Here is a 15,855-nt window from a genome sequence, read left to right as displayed (position 1 = left end):
TTACGTTGGCTAGGCTCCTCCCACATGGCTCGGCTTCGACAACCCTCGATTCAGCAACATCCCCTTCGCTCTTGCTCGCGACCGTTTTGACGATATCCCCTTCGATCAGGGAACCCAGACATGACGTTCTGACGATATCCCCTTCGATCAGGAAGCGCCGTCAAGACGTTCTAACGATATCCCCTTCGATCAGGAAATATCACCTACGATTTTTCACTCTCTCTACTCCAACAAAACCAAACCAACAACTCCAGCGCAACCTCATTTTGGCTCATTCCAATGCGGAATGCGATCATCTCCTGAGCGAAAGGGATATCGTTCAAACGGGATACTTCGAGCACCACATGGAACGACCTGAGCGAAAGGGATACCGAATAAACGAGTTAATTCGAACGACAAATGCAGCACCTGAGCGAAGGGGATATCGTGCAAAGGCAACGAAAAACCCTTTCCCGCCGCGCCGCAAGGAAAGGGCTCTCCGCCATGATATTAAATCTCGCCCAGCGCGCTCGACAGCTGCTCCCGCTTGCGAACGTACCGGCACACGCTCTTGATGTAGGTCGCGTGCGACCAAGTCAGCGGCGCGACCGACAGCGGCGTGCCGTCGATCGGGTGTACCTGCTCCGGCAGGTTGCCGCCCTCGAGCGTCCGCCGGACGATCGACTCGAGCGCCGCCCGGGGACGTTCCAGATCGGCCAGCGACCGGGCCGTCTCGATCTGGAAGTCCGCCACCCACAGCGTGCAGATGACCCACGGATTCCCCGGCACGCGCTCTACGTCGCCAGTCTGCTGGAAGTAGTAATCGTTCGTGTACCGGGCGACGCCCCCGACCTCCGTGCGCACCGACAAGCCCTGTTCGATCGCTTGCATCGTCCGCGATACACGGTCGTCATCTGCAGGCAACACGCCGAATTCGAATAGGCCGAAGAGGCTGCTCTCGATCGTCATGTCTTTCTCCCAACGGCCGTCCCGCTGGACGAGACCTCGCGCGAAGCGACCCGCTTCCTCGTCCCACAGATGCGTCAGCATCCCCAGCTTCATCCGCTCCGCGACGTTGCGGTACCGGTCGCTGCGCTCGTAGTCGCCGAACAGATCCGCGAAGTAGGCCGCCCCCATCAAACCGCCGTAGACCGCGGCGACGGTGTACGTCCAGATGCCGTAGCGTTCCTCCCAGAGATCATAACTCGGCAACGGCAACCCTAGCGAAGGATCTACATAATCGCAGAGAAACGAGGCCGCTTTGCGCACCAGCGTCGGATAGAGCGACTGCGGCAGCTCGATCTCCCCGTGGCGTTCGTAGTCCTTCCAGAGCGCGAAGAGGACGAGCGCCGTCTCGTCCTCTTGGATCGGAAGACGGGACGCGCCCTGCACGACGTACGGATGCCAGCTTGAGCCGACCGTGCCGTCCGGATTGTATTTGTGGTACAGGTAACCTTCCGGGGACAACGCCTTCCCGCAGAAGTCGAAGAACGGAGCGATCGTCCCGTGGTAGCCCGCCATCGACATCGCGTCCGCGATGAGCGCGCCGTCGCGCGGCCACATGTAGCTGTAGTGATCGCGGTTGTACTGGAGGATATCCGTGTCGTTGGCGGCCAAGATGGCCCCCCGTTCGTCGATCTGCGTCCGCACGATGAGCAGGCTGTGCTTGAACAGGCGCACCACCTCGCTCGGCAGGTCGCCGAAGCGGAAATGGCTGCCGACCTTCGTCAGCCAATGATTCCAGTAGATGACGATCCGGCTGAGCAGCTTCTCCGGGTGGCTCTCCTGCACGTATTGATCGAGCCGCTTGACTTCCTCCAGATTTTCCCCGACCGACATCCAGTAGTACAGCGTACTTTCGCTCCCGCCGGGCAGCTCGACGCGGAAGCCGATCGTGCTGTCCACCGAGCCTTGCGCGATCGCGTTGCCCGACAGGTCGCCGTCCTCCGCATCCCGCCACGTCCCTTCGGCGGAGTGGAACCGCTTGATCCCGGTCGAGTATTGGTGGATGCCGCCGGTCTGCGAACGCCCGTTGAACATGAAGTAGGACGAGCGCTTGTAGTGGAACACCGTGCGGTTCGACGGATAGTAGGCAGCCGTGTCGCCGACTTCGTTGCCGTCGATCATGAGATCCTGGTGGAAAAACACCCGGACGTCCTTCGGATCCGAAGTCAGATTGCGGACGACGACCCGCTTCAGATAGATGCATTCCCGCTGATGGATGCCGTCGTTCATGTTCAGCTCCAGCCCGAGTCCTTCATGCCGGGCGGTCACGTTCGTGACGAGCGAATTCTCGATATAGCCGAGCTCGATCTCCCACGCGGGATCGTCCAGCCAGACGAACTTGCCGTTGCACCAGACGCCGAAACGGCAGGGCTGTCCGCCGGTATGGTTGAGCTGGCCGACGTAGGGAAAGTAAAGATCGCGCATGTAGCAGTGGTTGTCCAGGTTGACGAGCATTTTGCCGTTGCCGATGACCAGATGCCGTGCCATAAAAATTCCATCCTCTCCCTATTGAGCGAGCGTTCGATAGAGCTGCTCGTATTGCTTGGCGGAGTGGTCCCAGCCGTAATCCCGCTTGGCGCCGTTCGCCACGATTCGCCGCCAAGCCTCTTCGTCCTCGTAGAAAGCCAGCGCTCGACGAACGGTGTACAGCATGTCGTGCGCGGTCGCGGGACCGAAGCTGAAGCCGTTCCCCGTCCCCTCGTACTCGTTGTACGCCTCGACCGTATCGCGCAGCCCGCCCGTCTCGCGAACGATCGGCACGGTGCGGTAACGGAGAGAGATCAGCTGGCTCAATCCGCAGGGCTCGAACCGGGACGGCATGAGGAACAAGTCCGATGCCGCATAGATGCGGCGCGCCAGCCCTTCGTTGAATCCGAACCAGACGGCGATCCGGCCGGGATAGCGGCCGATCGCTTCGCGCAGCATACCTTCGAAGCGGGGGTCGCCCGAGCCCAGCACCGCGAGCTGCAAGCGTTCGCCCATCAGCGCGGGCAGCGCTTCGCCGATCAGATCGAAACCTTTCTGCAGCACGAGCCTGGAGACGATGCCGACGAGCGGCGCTTCGGCGTCGACCTGCAAGCCCAATTCCTCCTGCAGCGCGAGCTTGTTCAGCCGTTTCTTGGCCAGCGATTGCCGATAAGGCACCTTCAAATGCGGATCGCGCATCGGATCGTAGGACGCCGTATCGATGCCGTTGATGACGCCTACCAGGTCTCCCGCGCGTTCGCGCAGCACGCCGTCCAGCTTTTCCCCGAATTCGGGCGACTGAATCTCGCGGGCGTAGGTCGGGCTGACCGTCGTCAGCTTGTCCGCATACTTGAGCCCCGCCTTCATGCAGCTCGCCGCGCCGTAGAATTCCAGTCCGTCCTCGCCGAGCAGATCGTCGCCGACCGAGAGCAGATCCTGCAGGAGTCCCCTCGAGAACACGCCTTGATATTGCAAATTGTGAATCGTGAAGACGGTTCGGACGTTGCGCAGGCCCGGATCGTATGCGTACCGCGTCCGCAGCAGGAACGGGACGAGCCCGGTCTGCCAGTCGTGGCAGTGCACCACGTCCGGCAGCCGCTCGGTCCGCGCGAGCGCTTCGGCGACGGCGAAGCCGAAGAACACGAACCGCTCCGCTTCGTCCCCGTATCCGTAGAGATAGCCGCGTTTGAAGTAATATTCGTTGTCGACGAGCAGGAAGCGGACGCCGTCCGCCTCGATCTCCAGCAGACCGCAATATTGCCGCCGCCATCCCATCGTCACGTAGCAGTACCCCTTGTCGACCGCGCCCTCCAGATAACGGTCGGGAATCTCTCCGTACTTCGGCAGCACTACCGTGACGTCCACGCCGCGAGCCGCGAGCGCTTTGGGCAGCGCGCCGACCACGTCTGCGAGACCGCCCGTCTTCACCAGCGGAACGGCCTCCGACGCGACGAACCAGACGTTCATCGCCATCCTCCCCTCTCCGATCGGCCGTCTAGATGACATTGCGCTTCAGCGCAAGGAACGGCATGTGCGACGAACCTTTGAGCTGCTGCTGCGGCCGGATCTCCACTTCCTTGTCGAGAATGCAATTTTCCAGCGCCCCGTCTTCGCCGATGACGCCGTTCTGCATGACGATGCTGTTGCGGACGACCGCGCCTTTGCGGATCTTGACGCCCCGGAACAGGATGCTCCCCTGCACCGAACCCTCGATCTCGCAGCCGTTCGCGACGAGCGAGCCGGACACTTGGGAGCCGCTCCGGTAGCGGGTCGGCGGCTCGTCCTTCACCTTCGTATAGATCGGTCCCGGGGAGAAGAACAGCTCGTTCCACACTTCCGGCTTCAACAGCTCCATGTTGTGCCTATAGAACGCCGGAATGCTGTTCACGACGCCCAGCACCCCCTCGTGCAGATAGGCGCTGACGTGCAGCTCCTGCAGGCGCGAGAGGATCGCGTGACGGACGAAGTGGTCTTTCCCTTGCGCCAGCGAAGTCTCCACCAAGTCCAGCAGCAGCTCCTTGCGGAGCACGTACATCTCCATCGACACGATGTCCGAGGCGAGGCGGCCGTAATGATCCTGCATATCGACGACCCGGCCGTCCGCGTCCAGCTCCGCCTTGCGGGTCAGACCCGTCTCGGCGTTCGGCCACCGCTTGCAGACGACGGTAATGTCGGCGTTCCGTTCCCGATGATGGGCCAGCACCCGGCCAAAGTCGATGTTGCACACCATATGGCTGCGCGCGATGACGACATACTCGAGCGGACTGCGGGCGAAGTAGTCCCGGTGACGGTAGAAATGGTACAAATCGCCTTTGCCGAAGTCGGATTGGCTCTCCATGGCGGGAGGCAGGACGAACAGTCCGCTCTGCTTGCGGTGCAGGTCCCAGTTGCCGCCCGAACCGAGATGGTCGATCAGGGAGCGGTACTTCGTATGCGCGAAGATGGCCACCTTCGGAATGCCGGAGTTCACCATCGAGGACAGCGCGAAATCGATGAGCCGGTAACGGCCGCCGAACGGCACCGTGGCCAGGCAGCGGTTCGCCGTCAGCGTCCCCATCTCCTCGGTCTCGTGAATCAGATTGATAACGCCCATCAAGGACAGCTTCATACCGGGTTCGCCTCCTCCAGCTTCGGTTCCGCTTCGATATGGTCGCCGCTGCCGACGACCGCGATCTCCTCGGCGTCGATGGCGCCGATCGTGCAGCCGTCCCCGACGATCGCGCCTTCGCCGACGATCGCGCGGACGATCCGGACGTTGCGGCCGATGACGGCGTGCGGCATGATGACCGCGTCTTCGATCATGCTGCCCTCGCCGATGCGGACGCCGTGGAAGAGCACCGACCGGTTCACTTGCCCCTGAACGACGCAGCCTTCGTTGATCAGCGAGTTCTGGACGCTGGCTTGCGGGGACAGATAGTGGGCGGGGCGATTCGGATTGACGGAGTAGATCCGCCAAGCGCGATCGTTCAGATCGAGCGCGGGCTCATCCGCAAGCAGATCCATGTTCGCCTCCCAGAGGCTATCGATCGTCCCGACGTCCTTCCAGTAGCCCCCGAACCGATGGGCGTACAGCCTCGCCCCTTCGCGCAGCAGCGTCGGAATGACGTCCTTGCCGAAGTCGTTCGAGGAACCGCTCTGCGCTTCGTCGCGCATGAGCGCGTCCCGCAGCACCGGCCAAGAGAAGATGTAGACGCCCATCGAGGCGAGATTGCTCTTCGGCTGCTTGGGCTTCTCCGCGAATTCGACCACCCGGTCCTCCTCGTCTACGCTCAGGATGCCGAAGCGGCTCGCGTCGGCCCAAGGCACGGTGATGACCGCTAGCGTCGCGTCCGCCCGGTTGCGCTTGTGCGATTCGAGCAGCAGGTCATAATCCATCTTGTAGATATGGTCGCCGGAGATGATGAGCACGTACTCCGGATCGTAGCGTTCGATGAAGCCCATGTTCTGATAGATCGCGTTCGCCGTTCCTTTGTACCAGACGCCGCCTTTCTGCCGGACGTAGGGCGGCAGGACGTGCATGCCCCCGTCCCGGCGATCCAGCCCCCAAGGGCTGCCGATGCCCAGATACTGGTTCAGGACGAGCGGCTGGTATTGCGTGAGGACGCCGACCGTGTCGATCCCCGAATTGACGCAGTTGCTCAGCGTGAAATCGATGATGCGGTACTTCCCGCCGAAGTGTACGGCCGGTTTGGCGAGATCTTTGGTCAGGACGCCCAGGCGGCGTCCTTCCCCGCCGGCCAACAACATGGCAATGCATTCGCTGCGTTGCTTCATGAACGCTCCTCGCTCTCTCTCTTGGTATAGGTATCCCGAAGCTAGTCGGCGACCGCCGAATCTGGCTCCAGCAGCAGGAACGTAAGACGGGGCAATGGGATCTCGACACTGAAAGGCTGTCCGTGAAGCGGGCGGCGTTCGGCCTTGAAGCTGCGGGGGACGCGCGCGCCCTCGCCCCCGTAGTCGGCCGCGTCGCTATGCAGGACGAGGCGGTAAGACGTCCCCTCGGGCACGCCGATCCGGAACGCCGGGTAAGCGACGCCGGAGAAGTTGCAGACGGTGATCAGATGACGCTTGGGCGAGCTCGCTCGGCGGATGTAGGACAGCACGCTCTGCGCGGCGTTGTCGGCGTCGATCCAGGCGAACCCGTCCGGCGCATGGTCCCGCTGCCACAGAGCAGGCTCCGCGACGTACATGGCGTTCAGATCGCGCGTATACCGCTGCATCGCGGCGTGGAGCGGATAGTCCAGTATCGTCCAATCCAGTTGGGCGGCGTCCTTCCATTCGTCGAATTGACCGAACTCCCCACCCATGAAGAGCAGTTTCTTCCCGGGATGCGTCATCCAATAGCCGTAGAACAGGCGGAGATTGGCGAACTTTTGTTCATAGGCGCCGGGCATCTTGTTCAACAGCGACCGCTTGCCGTGCACGACTTCGTCGTGGGACAGCGGCAGGACGTAATTCTCGGTGTAGGCGTACATCATGGAAAACGTAGCAAGAGCGTGGCATTCGGAACGTCGGTCGGGCGGCGTCTCCATGTAGCGGAGCAAGTCGTTCATCCAACCCATGTTCCATTTGTAGTTGAATCCCAATCCGCCGAGGTAAGTAGGACCGGTGACGGACGGCCAAGCGGAGGAATCTTCTGCGACGACGAGGGTGTCGGGATAGTAACGGAATACGGTCTCGTTCAGCTTGCGGAGAAATTGCAGGGCTTCCAGGTATTCGGTGCCGCCGTGCCGGTTGAACGTGTGCATGTCGGACGGCTTGTCGAAGTGCAGGTCGATCATGCTGGCGACGGCGTCGACCCGAAGCCCGTCGAAGCGGTAGACGTCGAGCCAGAACAAGGCGTTGGAGATCAGGAAGCTCTGCACCTCGGGTTTGCCGAAGTCGAAGGCGAGCGTCCCCCAGAGCGGCTTCTCCGCGAGGCGGGCATCCGCGTGCTCATACAGCGGCGTCCCGTCGAACAGGCGCAGGCCGTGATCGTCCTTGCAGAAATGGCCGGGCACCCAATCGAGCAGCACCCCGATCCCGCTGCGATGGCAGCGGTCGATGAGCGTCTGCAAGCCGTCTGGCGGGCCGTAGCGGGCGGTCGCCGCATAATAGCCGGTCGCCTGATAGCCCCAAGACAAGTCGAGCGGGTGCTCCGCGAGCGGCATCACCTCCAGATGGGTATATCCCATCGAGACGGCGTAATCGACCAACTCGTCGGCGAGGCGCTCATAGGTCCAGAATTGTTCGGGACCGTCGATCTTCCAAGACCCCAGATGCACCTCGTAGATGAGCATCGGCCGCTCGTAAGGCGGGCTGCCGCGCTTCCGTTCTTGCCACGCCCGATCCTGCCGGTCATTGCCGTTCAGGCGAGCGACGACGGATGCCGTTCCGGGCCGGAGCTCCGACCGGAAAGCGAAGGGGTCCGCCTTCAGCGACCGGCGGCCAAACGCGTCGATCAGCTCGTACTTGTAGAGGTCGCCCTCGCCCATTCCCGGGACGAAGCCGTGCCAGACGCCGGTCGTTCCGGCTTGGGCCAGGGCGTGGCGTTCGCCGTCCCATCCGTTGAACGGACCCGCTACCCGAACCTCCCGCGCGTTAGGCGCCCATACGGCGAATCGTACGCCGCGAAGACCGCCGTCCTCTGTTATATGCGCTCCGAACGACCGATAGGCACGGAACAGCTCGCCGTGGTTGAACAAGTACAAATCTTCCTGGGAGAGTTGCGGAGAGATAGCCGTCATTCCGGGAACGCCTCCTTCGACAACGGTGGGGTCAAGCCTTTAACATAGCGTTAACAATTTGTCATTATTTCTTACATTTCACACCAATATTACACTCATTATAGAGGAAAACTTCGTTGATTTCATCCGAATTCTCAAAATATATTTCACATTCGCGCATATTCGTCAAAAACAGACTGCTTGAGTTATATCCATGTCATGTTTCGACACTTTGGGCGCCAGCAAGCGGGAACCGCAGCATCCTTGGCGGCCGAGGGCTGCGCAGCTGGAGCAAACGCAAAAGACGAGCGCCGAGTGGCGCCCGTCCGAATAAGAATTAGCGGGATATTGAATCGCTAATGAAATTCCTTCGTCTTGCCGATTAGCGTTGCGCCCAGGCGATGTGGCCGAAGCGCAGCTCGTTCTTGAGCTGGCGCACGTTGGTATCCTTGTCGATGACGACCGCTTCGATCCCGGCCATCTCGGCGAAGTCGAGCAGCTGCTCTGTCGTGACTGCGAACGAGTAGACCGTATGATGCGCGCCGCCGGCGAGGATCCACGCTTCGGCGCCGACCTGCAGCGACGGCTGAGGCTTCCAGAGCACGCGGGCGACGGGCAGCTTCGGCATCGGCCGTTCCACGGCGACGCCCTCTACTTCGTTGATGATGAGGCGGAAACGATTGCCCATGTCGACGACGGAGGCGTTCAGCGCCGAACCGGCTTTGCCGTCGAAGACGATGCGGGCGGGATCCGCCTTGCCGCCGATGCCGAGCGGATGCACTTCGATGCGCGGCTTCGAGGCGGCGAGCGTCGGGCAGACTTCGAGCATATGCGCCCCCAGCACCATCTCGTTGCCCGGCTCGAAGTGATACGTATAGTCCTCCATGAACGACGTGTCGACGCCGCCGGCGATGACCTTCATGAGCCGCGTGAGCGCGGCCGTCTTCCAATCCCCTTCGCCCGCGAAGCCGTAGCCCTGCGCCATGAGCCGCTGGACGGCCAGCCCCGGCAGCTGCGCCAGACCGTGCAGGTCTTCGAACGTGGTCGTAAACGCCTTGAAGCCGCCCGTTTCCATGAACCGCTTCAACGCGATCTCCAGGCGCGCCTGGTAGGCGATCGCATCGCGGATCGGTCCCGGCTTGCGCCCTTCGGCCGCAATCTCGTATTGTTCGTCATACTCGCCCAACAACCGCTCGACCTCGTCATCCGCGACCGCATTCACGATCTGCACCAGGTCGCCGACGCCGTGCGTATTGACGGACCAGCCGAACTTGATCTGCGCTTCGACTTTGTCGCCTTCGGTCACGGCAACCTGCCGCATGTTGTCGCCGAATCGGACGACCTTCAGACCGCGGCTCTCGGTGAAGGCAACCGCGGTGCGCTGCCAAGCGCCTAAGCGGTCCCGGACGGCCGCATCCGCCCAATGTCCGACGATCACCTTGCGCGCGATGCCCATCCGTGCGCCGATGAAGCCGAATTCCCGATCGCCGTGCGCCGCCTGGTTCGTGTTCATGAAGTCCATGTCGATCGTATCCCAAGGAATATCCCGGTTGTATTGCGTGTGCAGGTGAAGCAACGGCTTGCGCAGCTCCGACAGTCCTGCGATCCACATCTTCGCCGGAGAGAACGTATGCATCCAAGTGACGATGCCCGCGCAACGTTCGTCCGAATTGGCCGCGACGATGACGCTGCGAATCTCTTCGGACGTCGTGACAACCGGCTTGAACGTCACCGGGTAAGGCAAAGCTTGAGTCAGGCCTTCGGCGATCTCGGCCGAATGCGCATTCACTTCTTCGAGCGTCTCCGGCCCGTAGAGATGCTGGCTGCCGGTGATGAACCAGAATACGTAAGGCTTCACTTGGAGCATGATTCTACCTCCCATGATTTCATTTAACTTGTACGTACCTATTTATCGCCTCTTAGTTTACAAGATCTATCTTGTTATTTCAAGCTTCAAGCGACGATTCGCACGATAAATGATCGGAATATGGATCTCCGAAATCACAACTTGTATTTACAACATATGTACCAAAAAAAAGAGGCTCTCCCGGATCTTGCGATCGTAGGAGAGCCTCTTCCCCGCCCCTTCGATTAGAAGGTCGGCAGGTTGTCCAGATTGTTGTCCTCGCGGCCGTCCGGATCCGAGCGCAGGTGCTCGTCGCCGTCGCGGCCCTTGAAGACGTTCACGTTCTCGAGCTCGTCGTTCTTGGCCATCTGCTGCGCTTGCTTGTAGTCGACCACTTGGCCGTTGGACAGCTGCAGCTCGATAATATCGCCGTCGCCGTTTTTGCGCACGGCCACGATCTGTTCGCGGTTCGCCATTGTACCTTCCACCTCCCGACAGGAATATTCTCCCGTCCCGGAGGCGAAATTATTCGACGGCCTTCATCCGGAAGGCGACGAAGTACGTCCGGTTCGCATACAGCGTGAACTCCGGATGCGTCGGCGCGCCCCAGCTGTCGTCCCCGCCTACGCCCATCTGGCGCCCTATGATCCGCACGACCGTCCGGGATGGCTCGGGCAGCAGGTCGTGATGCGAATAATCCTCGAGCTCTTGCGGCAGATAAGGGCTCGCGTTCCATTCGAAGCGCGGCGCGCCCTCGAAGCGCAAGCCGCCGCCTGCGGCGTTCGCGACCGATGCGGACCGCACCTCCGTCTTGTTGCCCGACTCCTGCGGCCGCAGGTAAGGCGTAACCTGTTCCTTCACGAGTCCCTCATAGCGTCCGACCTTCGCGCCGCGGCTGCGGTCCCAATAGTTCTCGTGCGGCCCTTTGCCGTACCAGGACACCCGGTCGTACGCCGCATCCATCGCGATGAGGACGCCGTATTCCGGAATCTCGGGCAGGCCTTCGCCCGGCTGCAAGGTCAGCGCCACGTCGACGCTGCCGTCGCCATGCACGCGATACGACATCGCACATGCGGAGACCGGCGTCGTTGGCAGCTCGAAGTCCGCCGTGACGGCGACGCCGTCATTCGTCCGCTCCCACCCGAAGCTCCGCAGCTTCCGGCCCGCGCCGGCTTCGCGCCAGACGGCGGAACGCGCCGGCAGCCCGTTGCCTTTGTCGTTGTCGGTGTGCGCCCGCCAGAAGTTCGGCGCCGGCGCCGCGAGCAGCCGCTCCTCCCCGCCGAGCAAGTACGAGACCAAATCCCCCGTGCCGGTGTCGAAGCGCAATTCGAAGCGGTCTCCCTCTACCGTCAGGTTCCCGCCCTGATCGCGCACCTTCACCGGCCCTTGCGGATGCTGCTCGTCAAGGAAGGGCTCGTGCGCGAGCGGCAGCTCGAATTGGCCGAAGGCGATCTCGTGTCCCGTCGTCGCCCATGCGGTATCCTCCCGCAGGACGACGCTAAGCGTCAAGAGATACTCCTCGCCGCGGGCGGCTCGGGTCGGGTACGCTTCGGACAGGTCGACGGCCGCGGATTGCCCCGGCGCCGCCTGAATCGCCGTCCGTCCCTCCAAGACCGGCACGCCGCTCGCAGTCGTCCGCCAGACGAGGTCGTACGCGGACAGGTCGGTGAACAGGAATTTGTTCGTCAGCGTGAACCGGCCTTCGCGCAGATCTGCGGCGTCGAATCGGACGTTCTGATAGCAGGCTTTCGTCTCCAGCAGCTTCGGCGTCACCGTCCGATCTGCGAACAGCAGGCCGTTGCCGCTGAAGTTGCCGTCGTGCGGAGATTCGCCGAAGTCGCCGCCATACGCCAGGAACGGCTTGCCGTTCGGGCGCTTCGTCCGGATCGCCTGATCCGCCCAGTCCCAGATGAAGCCGCCTTGCAGGACGGGGTAACGGTCGAACAAGTCCGCGTACTTGAACAGATTGCCGTTGGAGTTGCCCATCGCGTGGCTGTACTCGCAGAGAATGAAGGGCTTGCGCGGCCGGCCGGGATGACTCGTCGCGTAAGTTTCGATATCCTGGGGCTTCGTGTACATCTGGCTCTCCACGTCGGATGCCGATTCCCACTTGCGGCAATGGAAGATGCCTTCGTAGTGCACGACGCGGGTCGGATCCTGCTCCCGCAGATAGTCGTGCATCTTGACGAAGTTGTCGCCGCCCCAGGACTCGTTGCCGAGCGACCAGATGACGATGGAGGGATGGTTCTTGTCCCGCTGCAGCATCGAGTTGCATCGGTCGATGACGTTCGCGGTCCATTCCGGCTTGCTCGCCGGCACGGATCTGGCATCGTTTTCTTCCGAATCCCCGTATTGCCAGCTGCCATGCGTCTCGAGATTCGTCTCGTCAATGACATAGAGCCCGTATTCGTCGCACAGCTCGTACCACTTCGGATGGTTCGGGTAGTGGGACGTACGGACGGCGTTGATGTTGTGCCGCTTCATGAGGAGGATGTCCTTCACCATGTCCGCCACGGACAGCGCGCGGCCGGTATCGCAGGAGAATTCGTGGCGGTTGACGCCTTTGAAGACGACGCGTTCGCCGTTGATCCGCATCAGTCCGTCGGCCGCGATCTCGAAACGGCGGAAGCCGACCTTGCAGCTCGCGAACTGTAGGGCCTCTCCTTGCGCATCCCGCAGCGTCAGCACGAGCGTGTACAGGTTCGGCTGCTCCGCGCTCCATTTGAGCGGGCGGCTCACGCGAACGGCGCCTGCGGCTTCGCGGGATTCCGCAGTGCCGACGGCCGCCTCGATGCGCAGCGGCGAAGCGAGCGCCGGCTTGCGATCCGCATCGTAGAGCTCGGCCGAGATCGTGACGGAGCCGGCATCCTGAGCGAAATAGTTGTCGAGGCGCAGCTTCACCTGCAGCTCGGCATCTTGGAAGTCGTCGTCCAAGCCGGTCCGGACGGCGAAGTCGTAAATGTGCGTCTTCGGCGCGGTGTAGAGATAAACATCGCGGAAGATGCCGCTCAGCCGCCAGAAATCCTGATCCTCCAGCCAGCTGCCGTCGCACCACCGGTACACCTCGACGGCCAGCTTGTTCTCGCCTTCGATCAGATACGGCGTCAGGTCAAAGTCGGCGGGCGTAAAGGTATCTTCGCTGTAGCCGACCAGTTCCCCGTTCAGCCAGACATAGAAGGCGGACTCCACGCCTTGGAAGCTGATGAACACCGGCTGGCCGGCCCAGCCCTCCGGCACGGCGAACGTCCGGACGTACGATCCGACCGGGTTGTAGACCGTCGGCGCGAACGGAGGCTCGATCGGCTCCCGTTCGCTCCAGGGGTAGCGAATATTCGTATATTGCGGATAGTCGTAGCCTTGCAATTGCCAATGGGAAGGCACGGGAATCTCGTCCCAGCCGGCACAATCGTAGCTAGGCGCTTCGAAGCCGCGCGCGCGCTTGTCCGGATTCTCCGCCCAGAAGAACTTCCAGGCGCCGTTCAGCGACAGATAGGAAGCGGACTTCTCCCGCTCTCCGGCGAGCGCCTCCTCCAACGAGCCGTGCGTGATGAACGTCGCATGGGCGTCCATGCGGTTCAACTGATAGATCTCCGGGTTGTTGTTCCACTCCGGGTAGCCGTTCTTCGGCGGCGTATATACAAGCTTGGTCTTGGTCAAGACGAACGCTCCTCTCCGTGGTCGGTTGCATGAACGGGTTGCATCGGGGCTAACCTTTGTATCGATCAACCGGGCTGCGCGATAATCGCGACGCCCCGGCCCGGCACGGTGACGGCGCCGGATACGGCTTGCCCGGTCAGCAGATCGACGCCGGCCGCGCCCGTCTCCGCCGTCGCGGGCTCGGCGAGATGGTTCAGCAGGAACAAGTACCGCTGTCCGTCCTTGACCCGCACGGTCGCTTCCAGCCCTTCCGGCGCTTCGACGAGCGGCTGAATTCCCTTTTCCGCCGTCAGGCGCGCCAGAAAGTCCTGCATGAACGCCGCGTCCGGGCTGGTCGCTACGTACCAGGCTTGACCGGCGCCGAACCGATTCACCGTCAGGGCCGGCATCCCCTTGTAGAAATCGGAGCCGTATTCGGCCACGACCTCCGCGCCTTCGGCACGGATCAGGTCGCAGAGCAAGCCGCAGGCATAAGTCCCTTTCAGGACGCCTTGCTCTCCTTTTACCACGATCCGGTTGCTTTGATCCGGGAACAGCGCGTCGATCTCCTCCGCCCAGATGCCGAGCAGCTTGCGCAGCTCCCCGGGATAGCCGCCGAGCGTTACGAGATCGTTCTCGTTCACGATGCCGCTGAAGAAGGTCGTCACGAACGTGCCGCCCGCCGCCGCGAACGCCTCGGCCTTCTGCGCGAAGCCCGGCTTCACCATGTAGAGCACCGGCGCGATGACGATGTCGTAGCCGCTCAGGTCGGCTTCGACGCTCACCATATCCGTCGGGATGCGCAGCTTGAACAGCGCGTCGTAATACTTGTGAACCTCGTTCACGTAGTTCAGTCCGACGGTCGGACCGCTGGACAGTTCCACCGCCCAACGGTTCTCCCAGTCGAAGACGATCGCGACCTTCGCCGCCGAACGCGCGTCGAGCAGTCGATCGGACAGCGCCTGCAGCTCCGCTCCCAACGCCGCCGTCTCTCTGAAGACGCGGGTATGCTCATGCCCGACGTGCTCGATGACCGCCCCGTGGTACTTCTCGCAGGCGCCGACCGAGCGGCGGAGCTGGAAGAACAGGACCGTGTCCGCGCCGCGCGCGACCGCTTGGTAGCTCCACAGCCGCATCACGCCGGGGCGCTTCAGCGAGTTGTAGGCCTGCCAGTTCTGCTGGCTCGGCGTCTGCTCCATGAGCATGAACGGCTGGCCCTGCTTCAGGCCGCGCATCAGATCGTGCGTCATCGCCGTCAGGCTGACCGGCGTCGTCAACGAAGGATAATTGTCCCAGGACACGACGTCGAGATGCTTGGCCCACGCGAAGTAGTCGAGCTCCGGATAGAGGCCCATCAAGTTGGTCGTGACCGGCAGATGCGGCGTATGCTTCTTGATCTCGTCGTACTCGAGCTTATAGCAATCGAGCAGGCTCTCGGATTGGAAGCGGCGGTAGTCGAGGGACATGCCTTGGAAATTCGTGTTGCTGCCGCCCCATTCCTCGCTGAGCTCGTTCGGCGGCACGATCTCGTCCCATTCGTAGAACGTGTGCCCCCAGAAACGGGTATTCCACGCCCGGTTGAGCGCGTCCAAGCTGCCGTATCGGCGTTCCAGCCACGATCGGAAAGCGGCCGCGCAGTTATCGCAGTAGCAGTACCCGCCATATTCGTTCGAGACGTGCCAGACGAGAATCGCGGGATGATCCTTGTAACGTTCGGCCAGCTTGCCCGCGATCAGGCGGGAGTAGCGGCGGAAGACGGGCGAGTTGGGACAGGAATTGTGCCGCCCGCCGAATTTGCGCTTGCGCCCGTGGTAGTCGACGCGAGTCACCTCGGGATACCGCTTCGCCATCCAAGCCGGATGTGCGCCCGTACTCGTGGCTAGACATACGTAGACGCCGTTCGCGTGCAGGCGGTCGATCGTAGCGTCCAGCCAGGCGAAATCGTACGTATCCTCGTTCGGCTGGCTGAGCGCCCAGGAAAAGACGTTGATCGTCGCGACGTCGATGCCCGCCAGCTTGAACATGCGGTCGTCTTCGGGCCATGTATCCGCTTCCCATTGTTCCGGATTGTAATCCCCGCCGTACCAGATCTTCGGCAGCTTCTCGTTGATCACGTCGTACACTTCCTTCATGTATAAGGATATCTCTATATTAATGGAGCGCTCTTTCGAGTAAAATATAATCATTCTCTATAGCGATATAAGAATATAACGATCA

At 61.9% G+C, this 15,855-nt stretch carries 9 protein-coding genes; all 9 read right to left on the bottom strand.

The features are described from left to right. Window positions 1-489: 489 nt before the first annotated feature. The gene (locus H7C19_RS22165) at window positions 490-2,472 is read right to left on the bottom strand and encodes a glycoside hydrolase family 15 protein (RefSeq protein WP_185671254.1); all 1,983 of its coding nucleotides are present in this window, start codon (window positions 2,470-2,472) and stop codon (window positions 490-492) included. An 18-nt stretch (window positions 2,473-2,490) separates the two neighbouring features. Next, window positions 2,491-3,918, bottom strand: a complete 1,428-nt coding sequence (glgA, locus tag H7C19_RS22160; protein WP_185671253.1) for a glycogen synthase GlgA — start codon at window positions 3,916-3,918, stop codon at window positions 2,491-2,493. Between the two features lie 28 nt (window positions 3,919-3,946). Next, window positions 3,947-5,059 carry a glucose-1-phosphate adenylyltransferase subunit GlgD gene (glgD, locus tag H7C19_RS22155; protein WP_185671252.1) on the bottom strand — a complete coding sequence of 371 codons (1,113 nt, stop codon included), beginning with the start codon at window positions 5,057-5,059 and terminating at the stop codon, window positions 3,947-3,949. Next, a complete protein-coding gene (locus tag H7C19_RS22150; RefSeq protein ID WP_185671251.1) occupies window positions 5,056-6,225 on the bottom strand; it encodes a glucose-1-phosphate adenylyltransferase in 1,170 nt (389 codons plus the stop codon). Before H7C19_RS22150 ends, glgD begins: the two co-directional genes overlap by 4 nt. Window positions 6,226-6,266: 41 nt before the next feature. Next, the gene (gene glgB, locus H7C19_RS22145) at window positions 6,267-8,177 is read right to left on the bottom strand and encodes a 1,4-alpha-glucan branching protein GlgB (RefSeq protein ID WP_185671250.1); all 1,911 of its coding nucleotides are present in this window, start codon (window positions 8,175-8,177) and stop codon (window positions 6,267-6,269) included. Between the two features lie 361 nt (window positions 8,178-8,538). Next, entirely contained in the window at window positions 8,539-10,023 is a 1,485-nt protein-coding gene (gene araA, locus H7C19_RS22140; RefSeq protein ID WP_185671249.1) for an L-arabinose isomerase, read from the bottom strand. 224 nt (window positions 10,024-10,247) lie between these two features. After that, entirely contained in the window at window positions 10,248-10,478 is a 231-nt protein-coding gene (locus H7C19_RS22135; RefSeq protein WP_185671248.1) for a DUF3892 domain-containing protein, read from the bottom strand. Between the two features lie 49 nt (window positions 10,479-10,527). After that, window positions 10,528-13,659 (bottom strand): beta-galactosidase, LacZ type, encoded by a 3,132-nt coding sequence (lacZ, locus tag H7C19_RS22130; protein WP_246469665.1) that lies wholly within the window; start codon window positions 13,657-13,659, stop codon window positions 10,528-10,530. Window positions 13,660-13,724: 65 nt separating this feature from the next. Beyond that, a complete protein-coding gene (locus H7C19_RS22125) occupies window positions 13,725-15,752 on the bottom strand; it encodes a beta-galactosidase (protein ID WP_185671276.1) in 2,028 nt (675 codons plus the stop codon). Window positions 15,753-15,855: the final 103 nt, after the last annotated feature.

Origin of the sequence: Cohnella nanjingensis (genome assembly GCF_014212125.1) — a bacterium.
GTDB classification, from domain to species: Bacteria; Bacillota; Bacilli; order Paenibacillales; family Paenibacillaceae; genus Cohnella; species Cohnella nanjingensis.
The sequence above is the reverse complement of the archived record's forward strand: the minus strand, read 5'-3'. Positions and strand labels throughout refer to the sequence as shown.

Bases quoted from the DNA above. Each gene is read 5' to 3' on its own strand.
- H7C19_RS22165 (WP_185671254.1), bottom strand. From the start codon at position 2,472: ATGGCACGGCATCTGGTCATCGGCAACGGCAAAATGCTCGTCAACCTG.
- H7C19_RS22135 (WP_185671248.1), bottom strand. From the start codon at position 10,478: ATGGCGAACCGCGAACAGATCGTGGCCGTGCGCAAAAACGGCGACGGC.
- glgA (WP_185671253.1), bottom strand. From the start codon at position 3,918: ATGAACGTCTGGTTCGTCGCGTCGGAGGCCGTTCCGCTGGTGAAGACG.
- araA (WP_185671249.1), bottom strand. From the start codon at position 10,023: ATGCTCCAAGTGAAGCCTTACGTATTCTGGTTCATCACCGGCAGCCAG.
- H7C19_RS22150 (WP_185671251.1), bottom strand. From the start codon at position 6,225: ATGAAGCAACGCAGCGAATGCATTGCCATGTTGTTGGCCGGCGGGGAA.
- glgD (WP_185671252.1), bottom strand. From the start codon at position 5,059: ATGAAGCTGTCCTTGATGGGCGTTATCAATCTGATTCACGAGACCGAG.
- glgB (WP_185671250.1), bottom strand. From the start codon at position 8,177: ATGACGGCTATCTCTCCGCAACTCTCCCAGGAAGATTTGTACTTGTTC.